General features: G+C 73.2%; 18 protein-coding genes. 4 read left to right on the top strand and 14 right to left on the bottom strand.

Annotated elements, in window-relative coordinates:
- Nucleotides 1–4 precede the first annotated feature (4 nt).
- Genes KBX46_RS00745 through KBX46_RS00730 form a run of 4 tightly spaced genes read left to right on the top strand, consistent with a single transcriptional unit; the run spans nt 5 to nt 3495 of the window.
- Nucleotides 5–988, top strand: a complete 984-nt coding sequence (locus tag KBX46_RS00745) for a carbohydrate ABC transporter permease (protein WP_141909619.1) — start codon at nt 5–7, stop codon at nt 986–988.
- Nucleotides 988–1887, top strand: a complete 900-nt coding sequence (locus tag KBX46_RS00740) for a carbohydrate ABC transporter permease (RefSeq protein WP_247666777.1) — start codon at nt 988–990, stop codon at nt 1885–1887. The genes KBX46_RS00745 and KBX46_RS00740 overlap by 1 nt, the downstream gene beginning before the upstream one ends.
- Nucleotides 1871–2521, top strand: a complete 651-nt coding sequence (locus tag KBX46_RS00735; RefSeq protein WP_210789680.1) for a hypothetical protein — start codon at nt 1871–1873, stop codon at nt 2519–2521. Before KBX46_RS00740 ends, KBX46_RS00735 begins: the two co-directional genes overlap by 17 nt.
- Nucleotides 2518–3495 (top strand): PmoA family protein, encoded by a 978-nt coding sequence (locus KBX46_RS00730; RefSeq protein WP_210789677.1) that lies wholly within the window; start codon nt 2518–2520, stop codon nt 3493–3495. The genes KBX46_RS00735 and KBX46_RS00730 overlap by 4 nt, the downstream gene beginning before the upstream one ends.
- A 51-nt stretch (nt 3496–3546) precedes the next feature.
- Here KBX46_RS00730 and KBX46_RS00725 read toward each other — a convergent pair whose 3' ends face one another.
- Genes KBX46_RS00725 through KBX46_RS00660 form a run of 14 tightly spaced genes read right to left on the bottom strand, consistent with a single transcriptional unit; the run spans nt 3547 to nt 16720 of the window.
- The gene (locus tag KBX46_RS00725; protein ID WP_210789675.1) at nt 3547–4332 is read right to left on the bottom strand and encodes a hypothetical protein; all 786 of its coding nucleotides are present in this window, start codon (nt 4330–4332) and stop codon (nt 3547–3549) included.
- Nucleotides 4333–4363: 31 nt separating this feature from the next.
- Entirely contained in the window at nt 4364–4825 is a 462-nt protein-coding gene (locus KBX46_RS00720; RefSeq protein WP_088948419.1) for a hypothetical protein, read from the bottom strand.
- Entirely contained in the window at nt 4822–5751 is a 930-nt protein-coding gene (locus KBX46_RS00715) for a hypothetical protein (protein ID WP_088948418.1), read from the bottom strand. The genes KBX46_RS00720 and KBX46_RS00715 overlap by 4 nt, the downstream gene beginning before the upstream one ends.
- Nucleotides 5748–6263, bottom strand: a complete 516-nt coding sequence (locus KBX46_RS00710; RefSeq protein WP_088948417.1) for a phage tail protein — start codon at nt 6261–6263, stop codon at nt 5748–5750. The genes KBX46_RS00715 and KBX46_RS00710 overlap by 4 nt, the downstream gene beginning before the upstream one ends.
- Nucleotides 6244–8886, bottom strand: a complete 2643-nt coding sequence (locus tag KBX46_RS00705) for a putative baseplate assembly protein (protein ID WP_210789673.1) — start codon at nt 8884–8886, stop codon at nt 6244–6246. Before KBX46_RS00705 ends, KBX46_RS00710 begins: the two co-directional genes overlap by 20 nt.
- A complete protein-coding gene (locus tag KBX46_RS00700; protein WP_210789671.1) occupies nt 8883–9317 on the bottom strand; it encodes a GPW/gp25 family protein in 435 nt (144 codons plus the stop codon). Before KBX46_RS00700 ends, KBX46_RS00705 begins: the two co-directional genes overlap by 4 nt.
- On the bottom strand, nt 9314–9652 hold the full coding sequence (locus tag KBX46_RS00695) for a hypothetical protein (RefSeq protein WP_210789669.1): 339 nt from the start codon (nt 9650–9652) through the stop codon (nt 9314–9316). Before KBX46_RS00695 ends, KBX46_RS00700 begins: the two co-directional genes overlap by 4 nt.
- On the bottom strand, nt 9652–11244 hold the full coding sequence (locus tag KBX46_RS00690; RefSeq protein WP_210789667.1) for a contractile injection system protein, VgrG/Pvc8 family: 1593 nt from the start codon (nt 11242–11244) through the stop codon (nt 9652–9654). Before KBX46_RS00690 ends, KBX46_RS00695 begins: the two co-directional genes overlap by 1 nt.
- Nucleotides 11241–12122, bottom strand: coding sequence for a hypothetical protein (locus KBX46_RS00685; RefSeq protein ID WP_210789664.1), 882 nt, complete (start codon nt 12120–12122; stop codon nt 11241–11243). The genes KBX46_RS00690 and KBX46_RS00685 overlap by 4 nt, the downstream gene beginning before the upstream one ends.
- Entirely contained in the window at nt 12122–13675 is a 1554-nt protein-coding gene (locus KBX46_RS00680) for a hypothetical protein (RefSeq protein ID WP_210789662.1), read from the bottom strand. The genes KBX46_RS00685 and KBX46_RS00680 overlap by 1 nt, the downstream gene beginning before the upstream one ends.
- A complete protein-coding gene (locus tag KBX46_RS00675; RefSeq protein ID WP_030327509.1) occupies nt 13650–14132 on the bottom strand; it encodes a phage tail protein in 483 nt (160 codons plus the stop codon). The genes KBX46_RS00680 and KBX46_RS00675 overlap by 26 nt, the downstream gene beginning before the upstream one ends.
- Before the next feature lies 1 nt (nt 14133).
- Nucleotides 14134–15393 carry a phage tail sheath subtilisin-like domain-containing protein gene (locus KBX46_RS00670; protein WP_088948410.1) on the bottom strand — a complete coding sequence of 420 codons (1260 nt, stop codon included), beginning with the start codon at nt 15391–15393 and terminating at the stop codon, nt 14134–14136.
- Between the two features lie 23 nt (nt 15394–15416).
- Nucleotides 15417–16115 carry a carboxypeptidase regulatory-like domain-containing protein gene (locus KBX46_RS00665; RefSeq protein ID WP_210789659.1) on the bottom strand — a complete coding sequence of 233 codons (699 nt, stop codon included), beginning with the start codon at nt 16113–16115 and terminating at the stop codon, nt 15417–15419.
- Nucleotides 16112–16720, bottom strand: a complete 609-nt coding sequence (locus KBX46_RS00660; protein WP_141909605.1) for a glycine zipper family protein — start codon at nt 16718–16720, stop codon at nt 16112–16114. The genes KBX46_RS00665 and KBX46_RS00660 overlap by 4 nt, the downstream gene beginning before the upstream one ends.
- Nucleotide 16721: the final 1 nt, after the last annotated feature.

Raw genomic sequence — 16721 nt, 5'->3', positions numbered from 1 at the left:
GTTCGTGGCGTTGACCACGGCGCCCGACCCGACCCGACGCGGCCCCGGATCCGTTCGGGCCCACACCGCAAGGCGTGGGCCCGGGCGCTTCCGGCACAGCGAAGGTCTGGCGGGGTACGTCTTCCTGTCGCCGTGGCTCATCGGCTTGATGGGTGTCACGGCGGTCCCCATGCTGCTGTCGCTGTACCTGAGCTTCACCAACTACGACATCCTCACCCCCTTCTCCGAGGTCCAGTGGGTGGGGCTGGCCAACTACGAACGGATGTTCACCGCCGACCCGTCGTACTGGCACGCCGTGCGGGTGACACTGACCTTCGCGCTGATCGCCGTGCCGCTGAAGCTGGCCGCGGCGCTCGGTGTGGCGCTGCTGCTCAACCGCGCATGGCGCGGCGTGGGCCTGTTCCGCGGGCTGTTCTACCTGCCGTCGCTGCTTGGCGGCAGCGTCGCGTTGGCCATCGTCTGGGTCAACATGTTCAACCGTGACGGCGCGTTCAACTCACTGCTGAGCCTCTTCGGCATCCAGGGCAAGCCGTGGGTCAACGACCCGGACTGGGCCCTTGAGACGTTGATGGTGCTGGCTATCTGGCAGTTCGGCGCACCGATGGTGATCTTCCTGGCCGGGCTCAAGCAGGTGCCCACCGAGCTGTACGAGGCCGCCTCCGTCGACGGCGCCGGCCGGTTCCGCCAGTTCCGCAACGTCACCCTGCCGATGCTCTCTCCGGTGATCTTCTTCAACCTGGTGCTGGAGACCATCAACGGCTTCCAGGGCTTCACCGCGGCGTTCGTGCTCAGCAACGGCACCGGCGGCCCGGTCGACTCCACCCTGATGTACACGCTGAACCTCTACATCACCGGCTTCACCGAGCTCGACATGGGCTACGCCTCCGCGATGGCCTGGGTGTTCCTGCTCGCCATCGCGGTGATCACCGCGATCTTTTTCAGCACCGGACGGTTCTGGGTGCACTACTCCGACGGCGAGGACCGGTGATGGTGACGGTGACCCCGACGAGCGCGGCGCCGACCACAGCGCCGCCGAACGCGCGCCGAAAGCCCGGTGGCCGGCCGGTGCTGCGGCTGCTCATCCTGGTGGCGATCGTCGCCGTGGTGCTCTACCCGCTGTTCTGGATGATCGGGACCTCGGTGAAGTCCCAGGAGGAGATCGTCAACAACCTCGGGCTGCTGCCCGAGCGGTTCACCCCGGGCAACTACACCGCCGGGTGGTCCAACTTCGACGTCAGCTTCGGCCGGCTCTTCCTCAACAGCGCCATGGTCAGCCTGCTCACCGTCGTCGGCAACGGGCTCTCCTGCCTGCTGGCCGCGTACGCTTTCGCGCGGCTGCGGTTCCGGCTGCGCGGCATGTGGTTCGCCGTCATGATCGGCACGCTGCTGCTGCCGCAGCACGTCCTGATCGTGCCGCAGTACATCCTGTTCCGGACGTTGGGGCTGGTCGGCGGCGACTGGCCCTACCTGCCACTGCTCATCCCGCAGTTCCTGGCCACCGAGGCGTTCTTCGTCTTCCTGATGGTGCAGTTCATGCGCGGCGTTCCGCGCGAGCTGGACGAGGCGGCCCGCATCGACGGCGCCGGCCCGTACGGCATCTTCCGGCACATCATCCTGCCGCTGAGCCGCCCGGCGCTGGTCACCACGGCGATCTTCTCGTTCATCTGGACCTGGAACGACTTCTTCCGGCAGCTGGTCTTCCTGTCCCAACTGGAGGACTACACGGTGCCGGTCGCGTTGACGCTGTTCATCGACTCGACCAGCCAGAGCGCGGTGGGGCCGATGTTCGCCATGTCGGTGCTGTCGCTGCTGCCGGTGTTCCTGTTCTTCGTCGCGTTCCAGCGAATGCTCGTCGAGGGGATCAACACCAGTGGCATCAAGGGCTGAACCCGAGGAGGCCGGCGAGCGGCGGGACTGGCGCGACGTCGCCCGCGACGCCGCCGACCTGGCGCTGCTCGGCATCCTGCTGGTGCTGGCGGCGGTTCCACTGGTCACCGCCGCGGCGGCGGTCGGCACGGCCAGCGCGGCGGTGCACGACTGGACGCGTACCGGCAGCTGGCCGTCGGCGCGGACGACAGTGCGCCGGTTCGGGCGCTCGGTGCTGCCCGGCGCGCCGGTCAGTCTGCTCGCGCTCACCGTGGCCGGGCTCATCGCCGCCGACCTGGCGGCACTGGCCAACGGCCGGGTGCCGGGCGGCCCGGCGGCGCTGCTGGTGACGGCACTGGTCGCGGCCGGCCTGGCCGGGTACGCCGGGTTGGTCGTGGTCGAGGTGGGCGGCAACGGGGGCGGGCGGTGGCGGGCGGCGACCCGGTCCGCCGCCCGCGCCTGCCTCGACGCGCCCACCCGCTGGGCCGCGCTCACCGGCGTCACCGCGTTGGCCGGGTTGCTCGCGGTGCTGGTCACCCCGGTCGCGGTGCCGATCCTCGCCGGTTACACAGTGGCCGCCCTGCACGCCGTCGCCGGCCGTCAGCGGTTCGCGACGGGCGCCGCACCGGTTCCCGCCCACCCGGAGCTGCCATGACCGCCGATCCTCCGGCCCGGGCCGCCGGGCCCGCCGACGCCACCACGACCGACGAGCAGATCGGGCTGCTGGTCGGTGGGACGGAGGTGGCCCGGTACGTGCTCGACCCGGCGTTGGACGCGCGGCACGGACCCCGGCCGTACCTGCACCCGGTAAGCACCCTGGGCGGCACGGTGGTCACCGACGCGCTGCCCGCCGACCACGTGTGGCACCTCGGGGCCTCCCTGGCCGTGCAGGACGTCAACGGCACCAACCTCTGGGGTGGGCGCACCTACGTGCGCGACGTCGGCTACACCTGGCGCGACGACCACGGGCGGATCGCGCACGTCCGCTGGTCGGAGCGGGCCGCCGACCGTCTGGCCCACCGGCTGGAGTGGCGCGACCCGCACGGCGCGGTGCTGCTCACCGAACACCGCCAGCTCACCGCGGTAGCGCTGACCGGTGCCGTCCCGCTGACCAGCGAGGGGCCGAGCGGCGGTGACCCGAGCGGCGACGGACCGAGCACCGCTGACCCGAGCGACGGTGCGTCGGCTTGGCGGCTGGAGGTGGACTACACGCTGAGTGCCCCGGCGCGGCAGGACGTGCGACTGGGTAGCCCGGCCACCAACGGCCGCCCCGGCGGCGCCGGATACGGCGGGTTCTTCTGGCGGGCCGTCTCGGCCGCCCCGGCGTCGGTGTTCAGCGCCACGGCGACGGGGGAGGAGGCGGTCAACGGCTCCGCCCAGCCCTGGGTCGCGCTGTGCGGCACCGGGCCGGACGGTGGGGCGTACACCCTGGTCTTCACCGGTCTCGGCGACGGCGACCGGTGGTTCACGCGGACCGCCATGTACCCGGGTGTGGGGGTGGCGTTCGCGTTCGACGAGCCGGTCACCGTCGCGGCCGGCACCGACCGTCGCGGCCGGCACGCGGTGGTGGTCGCCGACGGCACCCTCAACCGCGCCCAGGCCGCGGCCCTCGCCAACACCGCGCGTTGACCATGAAGTTGTTGCCACTCCGCCCGGCGTGTCAGGGCAACAACTTCATGATCAACGGGGCGAGGGGCGGGTGGTGGCACTAGCGCGGGCTGGCAGGGCGGCGGTGACCCGGATGGCCTTGACGATCGCCGGGATCGAGCCGATCAGCAGCACCAGCCCCCAGATGATCGCGATGATCGCGAAGACCAGTGCCGCCACGTCGTCGACGATGCTGACCAGGATCACCGGCACCAGGTTGTGCAGGAACTCCAGCACGACAGTGCACAGCAGTGTGGTGAGGATCAGCAGGACGAGACCCTTGTTCTGCAGGAATCGCGGCTGGGCTGCCACCAGCAGCCCGGCCCAGACGAGCTTGAGCAGCAGCACCAGCCCGAGCAGCACCGCCGCCTCGCCGACCGGGAAGAACCCCCACAGGGCCAGGTACGCCAGTGTGCCGAACGGGGCGGCCAGGAACAGCGACACCATGATCGTCAGCTCGACGAACGCGATGACCAGCGCGACCAGCCCGACGATGATCAGGATGATCGAGAAGATCAGGCCGGCGACGCCCTGCACCCGGCCCTGGACGCGTTCAGGCAGCAGCAGGGCCAGGCAGAACAGCCCGGTGCTCCAGACCGCCACCGCGTCGATCAACGCGAGATAGCCGGTGCCCCGACCGGACGGCTCGCTGACCCCGGACACGTCGTCGAGTTCGACGTCCAACGCTCCGGCGCTGTCCGCGAGGGCCGCGCCGGCGTCGGCGCCGCCGAGCAGCAGCCCGGCGCCCAGCTCCACGCCGATCGCCAGGACGATGGCGAGCATGGCCAGCAGCAGGAACGGCTTGCGCAGGTCACCCACGGCGGCCTCCTCTTGAATCGGAACGAGCCGGTCAGGATGCGGCCACGAAGACCGTGCAGGAACCCAGGCCGGGACAGCGCACACCGACCTCGGTGGCCTGGTCCACGGCGACCTTCGCCACCGCGCCGGTGCCGTCCGGTGCCGGCTCCACCTCGTCGCGGATGGTCAGGTCGGCGTCGCCCGGAGCGGGCGCGACGACCGTGAACCGCGCCGCGCTACGCAGCACCAGGGTGCGTAACCCGCCGGGGTCGGCGACCCGCAGCACGCAACCGCCGGAGAAGACCAGCCGGCCGACCTCGGCAAGGCAGTCGGCGCTGACCGTGGCCGGGTCCACCGAGGCACGCTCGGCGCCCAGCGCACCCAACCGGTCGACCAACCCGTGCCGGGCGCCCGGGTCACCCCGGTCGCCACCGCCCGCGCCGACCGCGACCACGAACAACGCCACCAGCAGGACGGCGAACAGCCCCAGCAGCGCCTTCTGCCGGCCGCTCATCGCGTCACGGCCTGCGCCACGACCTCGGTGAACCGGATGGTGTCGACCCCGGCGAAGTAGAAGTTCGTGCCCTGTGTCTTGCCAATCACCAGCAGCGTGACCTGGTGCGGCCCCCTCGCCAGCCGGATCGTTCCGACGTCCAGGAACTCCGTCTTCTGCACCTTCGGCGTGAAGCCGAGGAACGTGTCGCCGACCTGGCTGCCGTCGATGGTGAAGACGGTGTTGGCGTAATCGGGGGCCGTTGTCCGTACCGTGGCGAACCGCCAGGTGCCATCGGCCGGGATCTGCACCGTCACGGTGACCTGATCGCCGATCGCCAGCCCCGTGAAGAACAGCTGCTTGTCGCCGGACCAGGTCACCCCGCAGCAGTTGGGCTGCGCACCCACTGCCGCCTTGCTGTTCTGCGGCGACTTGAGCACCGCGGCGTCCACCAGGCTCTCCGCCTCGACGGTGACCACCCGCGGCTCGCCGGGGGCCGGCTCGCCGTCACGGGTCAGCAGGACGACCCCCACTGTCACCACCACCAGCACCAACGCCACCGCCGCGGCGATCCACAACCACGGGGTACGCCGTGGCGGCGCGACCGCCCGCACCTCGTAGGTGACCCGACCGCTGGAGCGGGAGCTCTCCTCCGGCGCGGTGTTCGCCGAATACGCGAAGCCGGTCATGTCGTAGCGCCGGGGTGGGGTGCCGGCGGGCACGGCGAGCTTGACCAGGAACGACACCGAACCCTGCCCGGGGACCACCCGCTGCGGCTCGGCGACGGTGAACCACGCCCGCTGGGAGCCGTCGCCGGGGGCCACGTCGAACACCACTGTGTCCGGTGCGGTGCCCGGGTTGGAGACGGTGAATGTCAGCTCGCCGCTGTTGCGCGGGTCGAGGGTGAACTGCTCGGCGGCGGCGACGACCGCCCACTCGGTGGTCATGACGACTCCTCTTCGAGAACGATCTCGACGGTGGTCGAGGCGGGCTTCTCCGCCTCGACGATGCGGGTGATCACGGTGAGCTGGCCGGCGGCGGCCGCCGGCACCCGCACCACGACGTGGAAGGGCTGTTCGTCGGGTTCGTCGATCGCGAAGCCCGGCAACCCGGTGGCCAGTTCGAGGGCTCTGCGCATTCCGTACGGGGTGCCGCGCCACCGGGCCAGCAGAGCGGCGTTGGCCACCAGGTCACGCAGCCGACCCACCGGCAGCGGCAGGGGGGTGTCCGGCCGGGGCGAGGCCACCACGTGGTCCATCGCCACCCACCGCGTCAGGCGCACGACCAGCCCGTCCGGCGCCCGGTACGGGTCGAACAGGGCGTCCACCTCGGCGAGGATCGCCTCGTCCGGGGCGTGCAGCGCCTCCATCACGTCCAGCAGCGTCCACAGCACGCTGCCGGGCACACAGGCCCGCTGGTAGGCGGCGGGCAGCAGCCGTTCAATCGCCGAGCGTCGCATCCTGGCGCACCACCTCGATGTCGTGCTCGCCGGAGCAGAGCAGCCAGGTATCCGGGACGGTCACCACGTCGGCGGTGGCCTGGTTGGCGCTGGGCGTCCAGTCGACGGCCCCGGCGCTGCGGTAGACGCCGCGTTCGCCGCCGGCCAGGATCAGCCGCTCCGCCGCACCGGGCCCGCCGGCCGCGCCGCCGGCCGTCGGGCCGCTCACGGCGATGGCGTCGACGGGTACGAAGCGGGTCCGGTCGCGCAGCGGCAGCCCGCAGTTGACCGACACCGACTGCCACTGCGGCTGCGCGGCCAGGGTGTCCAACCGCAGCACTCCGCCGCTCTGCGTGGCCGCCACCGCCAGTGGCCCGGCGAACGCCAGGTCCCGGCAGGTGCCGCCGATCCAGCCGGCCTGCATGCTCTGCCACTTCACGTCGGACTCGAACAGCCGGGTGCGGTGGCATCCCTGGCCGGGCTTCTTCGGGTCCGGCTCGCCGGCGCCGCTCCACAGCAGGGTCGCCGGGCCGTCGTACTGCACGGCGAGGACCCGGTTGTCCACGTTGGACAAACCGACATGGGTGAAGCTGCCGGGTCGGCCACCCGCTGTCGACAGGTAGACCCCGAAACTGGCCTGCGCCGCCACCGCCACACCCGGCGCGCCGCGCTCCGAGACGAACGCGCGCACCGCGTAGAACCCCCGGTCGGCGTCCGACGGGTCGACCAGGATCTGCAACGGCACCGCGCCGGGCAGCAACGACACCTCGTACAGGCCGGTGTCGGTGGCCACCAGCAGCGCGCCGGCGCCGTCGCGGTCCAGCCAGGCCACGTCGGAGATCCGCGAGTCCAGGTCGGTGAGCAGCGACCAGGTCTCGCCCAGGTCGGTGCTCAGGTGCACCCGGGAGCCACCGGACGCGCGCAGCGTCACCACGGCCACCGAGCCGGGGCGCGCGACGATGCCCGGCCGCACCGGCGCGGGCGCGGGCGCCACCCGCAGCACCGTCTCGCCGTCGAAGCGGCCGGCCGGCTCCCACCCCGCGCCGCCGTTGCTGGAACGGAACAGCACCGGGCCGCGACCGGCGTACCAGGTGCGGGGCTGGTACTGGTCGACGGCGAGGGCGCGGACCTCCGCGTCGGGCGCCTCGTCGACCACGAACCGCACCGACTCGACGTAGCGCACGCCCGGCTCGGCGTGCTCCAGCAGCCGGTAGACGTTGGACGCCCGCAGCGGCTCCCCGAACGGCCAGCCGGTCGGGTTGAGCGCGGTCGGCAGCGGGCTCAACGTCTGGTGCAGCCGGTCGTGGATCCGGCTGCGGACCGCGTCCACGTCCTCCTCGCGCCGGACCACCACCCGGGCCCGTACCGACACGGCCTTGAAGCGCGCCCAGGTCGCCCGGGACCGGATCCCGACCATCCGGCGTTCCTCCAGGTCCGCCTCGACCCGACGCCGCGCCTCGGGCACCTCGTGCTCGCGCAGCACCGCCACCGGCAGCCGACCACCGGGGCGGGCCGTCGCAGGCACGTACGGGACCAGCACCACCTCGACCTCGCCGGGCCGGGCGAAGCTGTACACCGCCGCGCGGGTGAACGCCCGGGCCCTCGCCACCGCGCCGGAGCTGGTGGCGAGCACCTCGAAATCGCGGGCGGTGACGGCCCGCTGCTGCGCGAAGAACTCGTACGGGCCGCGCAGCAGCACCGATTCCAGCGCCTCCATCTCCCGGCCGCCGGCTGCCGGCGTGGGGTTGTCGACGCGTACGCCGGGTAGCGGATCGCGCAGGCTGGTCAGGGTGCCCGCCGCCACGTTGCCGGTGGGCCCGCCGCCGGCGCGGTACCAGAGTCGGATCTGTCGCCCGGCGGGCGGCACGGCCGCCACTGTCACCGCCGTCGCCCCGCTCGCCGGGAGCTGGCCGGGCGCGGCGGGGGGTCGCAGGTCGAGGGCCGGGGCGAAGGTGACGGTCCCCGAGCAGCGGTCCACCAGGTACGCCTTGGACTGCGGCCCGAGCCCGGCGAAGCTGTCCACCGGTCGCCAGATCTCGAACGTGCGGCCGTCGTGTTCGCGGGCCGCCGCGCCCAGCTCCACAGTGCCGGACGGCACCTCCACACCGAGCAGCAGGTCCAGCGCCTCGGCGGTGTGCGTCAGCGGAGCGTGGGCGGCCCGCAGCACCTGACCCGGCTGGCCGGTGCCCACGCCGAGCAGCTCCGCCTCGACCGGTTCGCAGTGGTGCATCCGGACCGTCACCGACTCCTCGTCGGCGGGCAGCAGCGCCGGTTCGGTGGTGACGAACACGACCGGCCGGGGGTCGGCGCCCCGGGCCGCCGCGACCCGCAGACCGGCCGGGACCCGCACCGCGCCGCGGTCGGTGCCGTTGCGGGTGAACCGGACGTCCGCCCAGGCCGCGGTGGGCGCGTGCCGGGAGACCCCGAGCAGGTTCAGAAACGAGACGTACGCCTTCTCCGGCAACTGGTTCAACCGGTAGATCATCACTTCGGTGAGGTGCGCGAACGCCTCCACCAGCGCCATGCCGGGGTCGTGCGCCGACAGGTCGGTCCACTCCGGGCAGGACTGCCGGATCCGTTCCCGGGCCTCGGTGACCAGGTCGAGAAAGCCGCGATCGTCCAGGTGCGGCACGGGCAGCGTCATGAGGGTCCTCCCTGCGCGGGTTCGTCGACCGGGAGCAGATCCATGGAGAACACCAGCTGCCCGGGGGTCAGGCTGGCCCGCACCCGGTAGTCCAGTCGGATCACCAGCCGCCACGCGTCGTCCGGGTCCGGCCCGGCGTCCACGTCGATCACCTCGACCCGCGGCTCCCAGCGGGCGATGGCCTGCCGGACGTAGTGGATGGCCAGGCCGGCCGTGGTGTCGTCGTTGGGCGCGAAGACCAATCGGTGCAGCCGGGAGCCGTACCCGGGTCGCATCAGCCGCTCGCCGGGTGTCGTCGACAGGAGCAGGAACAACGCCTGCCGTACGCTCTCGTCGCCCTCGGTCATCGCCAGGCCGCCGGCCGCGGTGAGCGCCAACCCGCCGCTCCGGCCGGCGTCGAAGCCGGCGCCGACGAAGCGGAAGGCCCTCATCGGTCCGCCCCCAGGAACCGCTGGCGCGGGTCCCGCACCGTGTGGTGGACCAGCCCCGGCGGCGTGCCGTCGGTGAACCCCTCCAGGTGTGACAGCACCACTCGGTGCCCGTCGACCCGCAGCCAGTCGCTGTAGCCGACGCGGACGTTCAGCGTCTTGCCGCACGGCTTGATCGTCGGGCCGTAGTTGGGGCAGGCCACGATGTCGCGGCCCTCCGGGTCGTCGTCCACGAGCACGGGTACGGCGGTCACTGTCACCCACTGCTGCGAGGGCCGGTTGTCGACCCGGCCGTCGTGGTCGCAGGTGATCACGGAGTCACTGTGGATCCAGCGCATCAGCTGCCTCCTTCGTGGTGGGCGCGGGCGAGGGAACGGGCCTGCCTCGCCGCGGTCGTCGGGTCCTCGGTCGACTCGGCGTGCAGGAAGTCCACGCTGCGGGCGCGCACCACCATGGCCCGGCCGGGTGCGGAGATCACCAGGTCGGACGCGGCGTGCAGGGTGGCCAGGTCGGGGGTCAGTTCCAGATAGCTGCCGCCCTCGGTGGCCAGCCGCAGGCTGCGCTGCACGTCGTCGACGACGATCGACTGCCCGCCGGCGGTGCGTAGCGTCCAGCGCCGCGCCCGACCGTCGTCGATGCCCGCGTCGTACGGCTCGACGGCGCCGAACAGCGAACCCAGCACGATGCCCGAGGCCGGCTCGCCTCCGGGCAGCACCACCAGCACGGTGTCGTCCGGGTCGGGAAGCGCCACCAGGCCCTTTCCCCGGCCCGCGCCGGGGCAGAGCACGGCGAGCCAGCCGGCGTCCAGGTCCCCGTACGCCGGCAGGGTCAGGCGGACCCGGCCCAGCCCGTCCGGGTCACCGACGTCGGTGACGGTGCCCAGGGTGACCACAGTCCCGCCGGCCGGGTTCGGTGGGGCGACCGGCGGCACTGTGGAGAACCGGGTCAGGTGCCCGTTGCCGTCCACCGTGTGCACCACCTCGGTCAGCACGTACGCCCCGGCGACCGGGTCGGGCACACCGGTCAGGGCGATCCGCCGGCCCGGCCGCAGCGTTGGATCGCCCTCGGCCACCCCCTCGGCAGTGACCAGCGCCGCCGCCCGGGTGTCCAGTCGCGCCTGGGCCAGCGCCGCCAACTCGTCGTCGCTGCGGCCGGGCTGGTCGACGGCGGTGCGCACCCCGTCGGCGCCGACGTCGGCCGGGTCCGGGCGGTCGCCGGCGGGTCGACCGCAGCGCGCGTCGTCGGCCTGCTGGCTGATCACCTCGGCCCGCTGCGGGTGCCAGCCCAGGGCCACGCTGGCACCGCTGGCCTGGTCGGCGTTGGTGGACAGGCGCACTGTGTGCACGCCCGCGCCGAGGGTCAACGCGACCGGCTCCCCGTAACCGGCGAGGGTGACCAGCCGGACCCCGTCACCATCGGCGGCCAGGTGCAGCCCGGCCCGACCGGCCACCTCGCGCAGCAGGTCCAGATCGCTGTGCCGGTGCTGCATCAGCCGCTCCAGCCGTGGGCCGTCGACCTCGGCCGTCACCTCCAGCCCCACGTCGCCGCACAGCTCCCGGGCCAGCTCGGCGGCGGTCACCGAGGTGAAGACCCGCAACCCCTGCCGCTTGCGCAACCGGTGCAGCGGGTCGTACGCCCGCAGCCGCAGCACCGCCGCGCCGTCGGCGGCGTACTCGACCTCCACGGCGGTCACCTCCCCGCCGAACAGGGCGTCGACGTGATCGGTCAGCCGTACGTCGAGGGTCGTCCCGGGGCGGACCGCCGGGTCGAACGCGCCGGTCCCGGCGCTGGTGGCGAGCACCAACTCGGCCTGGGTGGGCTGGTCGAGCCGTGCGGCCACCCGCAGCGAGCGGATCCGCTGACGGGCCGCGCCGGCCAGCTCGACGCCGTCGAGCACGACGATCAACGCCCGGGGCGCGACGCTCGTCACGGCGTACCCCCCGGGTTGGTGCTGGTGGCGGTGGGGCCCGTCGGGCCCCAGGCGGCGGGCGCGGTGGCGATCGAGGCGCCGACGAACGACGCGCCGGCGCCCACCGCGCCGGCCAGCGCCCGCGCGGCGCCGGTCACCGCACCCACCACCGATCCGCCGCTCGGCGCGCCGGGTGGTGGCACGGCGAGCGTGGTGCCGGCCGGCACCGACAGCGGGTCGGTGATCCGGTTGTGTTCGGCCAGCAGACGCCAGCGCAGCGGCGAGCCGAGCGCGTCGTTGGCCAGCAGGTCGAAGCGCACGCCGGAACGGCCCGGCTCGGCGGCACCGTCGCCGGCGGCGATCACCGCGCCGCCCGGTGCGGCGGTCGGGGTGCTCGCGGCGGCCAGCTCCTCGGCGAAGACAGCCTCCGCCTGATCGGCCGTCTCGGCGGCCCGGACCAGCTTCAGCCGCAGCCAGGAGCGTCGGGGTGATCCGGTGCCGGTGAACGCGTCGAACCGCTCCGCCACCGCGATGATCACACCGGGCACGTTCCACGTCTTGCCCCAGACCAGGCGGACCAGCGGTGGTCGCAGCCACCCGTGCTCCGCTGCGGAGTTCTCCGCCAGCATCCACAGGGGACGGGTCAGCACCCGCACGTCGGCGGGACGGACCTGCGCCTGGACGAAGTCGACGTCGAAGAGCAGGTCGAGCACGAGCTCGGTGCGGCCCCCGCCGGTGAAGACCAGCGGGTCGTCAGCCAGCCCGGACCCGGTGAGCTGCCCGCCGGCGACACCCCGATGGCGTACGCCGGCGAGCCGGGTCACCTGCACGGTCTCCGGGTTGAGCAGGCAGTCCACCCGTTCCCCGGAGGAGTCGATGAGGAAGGCGACGCGTTCCATCAGTCGCCCGCCTGTTCCCGGTCCAGTCGACCGAGCTGGGCGGCGTCCAGGGCGTCACCCGGCACCGTCCACAACGTTCCGTCGTCGGGCAGCGCAGGCCACGGGTCGGTGGTCCGCTCGGTCGACCGGAACGCCCTGCTCGCCGGCCACCCTCCGCCACCCGGATCGCGCGTCGACCCGCCGCCTCCGGCCCCGAAGTCGCCGTCACGCCACCCGCCCGGGTGCCCGGCGCGCTGGTCGCGGTGCTGTCCCGGGCGCGGGCCGGCGTGCTGTTCGGACCACCTCCGTTCGCCGGGTAGCGGCGGCCACGGACCGTTGTCGGCGGCCTCGACCGCCGCGAGCCCGCCCCACCCCGTGCCGCCGTCGGTGGAGTTGGGGCCGGAGGGATCGAGACCGTCCAGGAACTCCTCAGGAGCGAGGGGACGGTCGCTCGCTCGGGGCAGCCCGTCTCCGCCTACGGCCGGGGTGTCACCCCGTGGCGCTGGTCCGAACGGTCTGGCCGACCCGGTCGACGGGCCTCGTCGAAACGGCGAGCCGAGGCGCCAACCGTCCCGCATCCGGTCCGGCGCGCGCCGATCCGAGGGCGCGAAGGCCGTGCCCCAGCCGGGTCCTCCGGGAGGCACCGCGGCGTCGGAAGCACCGCCGCCGACCGCACCGCCGCCGCGGATCGCGCTGCCGCTCGCCAGGCCGTCAGTCGCGCCGTCTGACGGCCGGGTCCCGCCCGCTGACCGGGATCCGCCCGACCTGCCGGCTCCGTCCACCGTGCGCGGTCCGCCGACGCCGGATGCCGTGCCACCGATCCCGGTCGCCGTGCCGTCGACGCCGGTCGCCGAGCCACCGACGCCGATTGCCCTGCCGTCGCTGCCGGTCGCGGTGCCATCGGTGCCGTGCTGGCCTGCCGTGTCGTGTCGGCCCGCCGGTCCGAGGTCGCCGACCGTTGCGTGGATGCCTGCGCGTCCAGTGCCGTCGACGGGTTCGACGCCGTCCGCCGTGGCGGCGCCGCCCGGTGCGCCGAAGGTGCCCGGCCTTCCGGATGACCACAGCCCACGAAAACCCCGGCCACCGGGCCGGGTGACCGCGGCGGTCCGGCTGGTGCCGGCGGTGTCGCCGAACCCGCCACGGGTGCCGTCGGCGCGGAATCCGTCAGTGCCGTTGGAGCGCCCGGTGTCCTCCCCGGCGGGCGTGCCGGGTCGATCCGTCGTGTCCCACCGGGTCGGCTCGTCCGCCCACCGGACCGGCCCGTCCTCCGGGGCCACGGCGGTCGTCGCCGGGCCGTCCTGCTGATCATCGTGGCCCCGGATCTGCCCGCCGTCGGTCGGGGACGCGTCGAGGTCCAGATCGCGGAGCAGACCGGGGGCGTGAGCGGCGACCAGGTCCAGCCAGTGCCGTGGGGGTTCCCCGAAGCGGCGTGGCGCGGCCGTCGGTGCGTCCGGGGGCGGCCGTTGCGGGAGGTGGCCGGTGGGCTCGACCCGGCCGGCGAGGCGCTGCACCGCCCCGGCGGCCGAGCGCAGCCGGCCAGCCAGCCAGCTACGCGGGTGTCGGCGCGGTGGCACCGCCGGTCTCCAGCTCCAGTCCCTCGTAGCGCAAGGTCAACGAGGCGATGGCGATCTCGTGGCTGAGGGTGTTGAGGTGCGCGCCACGCCACCGGGTGGGCCAGGCGTCGATCAGGTTCCAGCGCAGCACCTCGGCGGTGCCGACCGAGTCGAGCAGCACCACCGAGACGTTGCGCCGGTTGAGGGTGCCCTGCGCGGTGGCGTTCACCCAGTCCCACAGCTCGCGGGAGGCGGTGAGGCCGAAGTGCAGCGTCACCGGCTCGTACTCGGCCTGGCCGGGCACCATCCGCATCCGACCGAGGCCGTGCTCCCGGTACGGCTGCCCGGGAATGTTCACCTCCAGCCCGGTCATCTCGGTGAAGTGGCCGTTGGTGACGCCGTTGATGAGCAACCGGAAGTTGTATGCCCGGTACGGGTCGACCGGGGCGCCGGGCTGCGGGGTGGCGGTGGTGGGCATGTCAGCCTCCGATCGTCTCGGTCTCGGTGCCGCCGGCCCACTGGCTCAGCTTGAACACCACGAACTCGGCGGGCTTGACGACGGCGATGCCGATGTGGGCGATCACCATGCCGGCGTCGCGGACGTCCGGCGGGTTGGTCTCCTCGTCGCACTTGACGAAGAACGCCTCCTCGGGGCTGCGGCCGAGCAGCGCGCCGTCGCGCCACACCCGGGTGAGGAACGCCCCGATGTCACGCCGGATCGAGCGCCAGAGGGTGAAGTCGTTGGGCTCGAACACCATCCACCGGGTGCCGTTGGCGATGGCCTGTTCGATGGCGATGCTGAGTCGCCGCACGTTGAGGTAGCGCCACTCGCTGGCCTCGGCGGCGAGCGTACGGGCACCCCAGACCCGGATGCCCTCACCGGCGAAGTAGCGGATCACGTTGACGCCCTTGGGGTTGAGCACGTCGTGTTCCGGTCGGGTGACCAGGTAGCCCAGGTCGACGGCGCCGCGTACGGGTTCGTTGGCCGGTGCCTTGTGCACTCCGCGCAGGGCGTCGGTGCGGGCCCAGATGCCCGCCAGGTGCCCGCTCGGCGGGGTGAGTTCCAACTCGCCGCTGATCGGGTCGCGGACCCGCAGCCAGGGGTAGTAGAAGGCCCCGAACTCGGACTGCCGGGGCCGGTAGGCCGCCCCCTCGTGCCCACCGGAGCCGCCCGGCTGGGTCGAGCCGCCACCGGGACCGCCCGAGCCGCCGCCCGTACCCTCGGCGGGCTTGGGGGGTTTTCCCGACGACGGCGTGGCGACCCTTGTCAACGCGGAGATGTCGTCGATGTCCGGTGCCGGGTCGCAGATCGCGACCATGGTGCGGGTGCGCTCGGCCATGCTGAGCAGCGCCTCGTGCGACACCACGTCGTGGAAGCCGGGCGCCGCGATGATGGAGATCTCGTCGACGGCCTCCAGCAGTTGCAGACCGCCACGGCGTTGCCCGCTGCCGGTGATCGCGCCGCCCTCGCCCACGTTGACCACCCAGCAGCGGGCGCCCCCGTTGTCCAGGAAGCCGAAGACCGCCCGGGCCAGCGGGGTGCTCTCCACCCGCTCACCGCCGGCGAAGAGCCGCAGGAACTCGGTCCAGTTGTTGACCGGCACCGCTTTGCCCAGGTGGGCGGAGCGGTCCGGTGCGATGCCGACGAACGCGGCGATGCTGGTGCTCGCCGGGCCGATCGGTCGGGCACCGCTCGGGACCTCCTCGACATAGATGCCGGGGGAGAAGTAGCTGGGCATCGGTCCTCCTGTGCGGGTGGGTGTCAGTGGGTCGGTGGCGCGCAGACGATGACGATGTCGGCCTCGGTGGGGTCGACGTCGGCGGTGAGGACGAGGCCCCGCCCGGTCAGCCGGAGTCGGACCGGAGCCGGGTGCTCGGGGTCGTGCGGGACGCCGACGATCAGGAACCGGCCGTCGGGGTCGGTACGGGTGGCGGACCCGGTGCCGGGTAGCTCGACCCGCATCGCCGCCAGTGGTTGGTCCTCGGGACCGACCACCCGGCCGGCGAGGGCACGCACCCCCAGTTGCCGCAGGCGCAGCGGTTGCAGCACCGGCGGCGCGGCCGGGGTCGGGTGGTCCACCTGCGCGGGTACGTCGATCAGCAGCGCCGGGCGCGGTGCCAAACCGAACGCCGTCCACAGCGGTGGGTCACCGGCCTCCAGGACGACCGGATAGCTGCCGTCACTGGTCGCGGCGGTGAGCACCCGGTCCAGCCGGGGCAACCCGGCCGGCCCGGTCACGCAGAGCAGGAAACGGACCGTGAACCGGTACGGCTCGCGGACCGCGCCGCTGGAGCGGGTCTGCCGGGCCGGGCGCAGCTCCAGTGGCCAGAGGGTGAGCCCGTCCCCGTCGTCGCATGCGCGGGGCGGGCCGACCGGGACCGGTTCCCCCGCCGCGCTGGTCACCCAGGCGACCAGCTCGGCGGTGGCCGTCTCGATCGGTCCGCGCCCGTCAGTGGTCATCGCGGCGGCGTCCCCTGGATCCGGTACGCGATGGCCTCGTTCCACACGTGCGGGTAGACGCCGATCTCGAAGTACCGGGTGAAGCGGTTGATCGGGGCGTTGGTGTGGTCGTGGTAGAGCAGCCACACCGGGGCGATGGTGAACAGCACGTAGTTCGCCAGGACGAGGGGGATGTAGAGCGGCCCGAGCAGGCGACCCTGGAAGATGTGCACGTCCTCGTGCCGCTGGATGCCGGAGCTGGAGCCGGCGCAGACGGTGCCGATGGTGGTGGCGTAGCGGGGCGAGACCCCCTCCACCACGCTGACCCGTCCGCTGCCCTGTGAGGTGGGCCGGTCCAGCGAGTGCCCGAAGATCAGGTGTACGGCCAGGTAGATGGCGCCGACGACCGTGTTGAGCAGGCTCCAGGTGTGGTCGACGACGAAGAGGAAGATGCCGCGCGCGTCCGGCGCGTACACCCCGGCGGACGCCACCGCCCAGCCGAAGACCGCGCCGACCAGCAGGCCCACGACGGCGCCCACCATCAGCCCGATCGTGCCACCGGCGAGGAAACCGAACAGGGCGCCAAGACTGACCTGGACCGCCGCGCTGATGATTCCGAAGACCATG

The organism is Micromonospora sp. C81 (genome assembly GCF_018070425.1).
GTDB classification, from domain to species: domain Bacteria; phylum Actinomycetota; class Actinomycetes; order Mycobacteriales; family Micromonosporaceae; genus Micromonospora; species Micromonospora zamorensis.
This window is presented reverse-complemented; position numbering and strand designations above follow the sequence as displayed.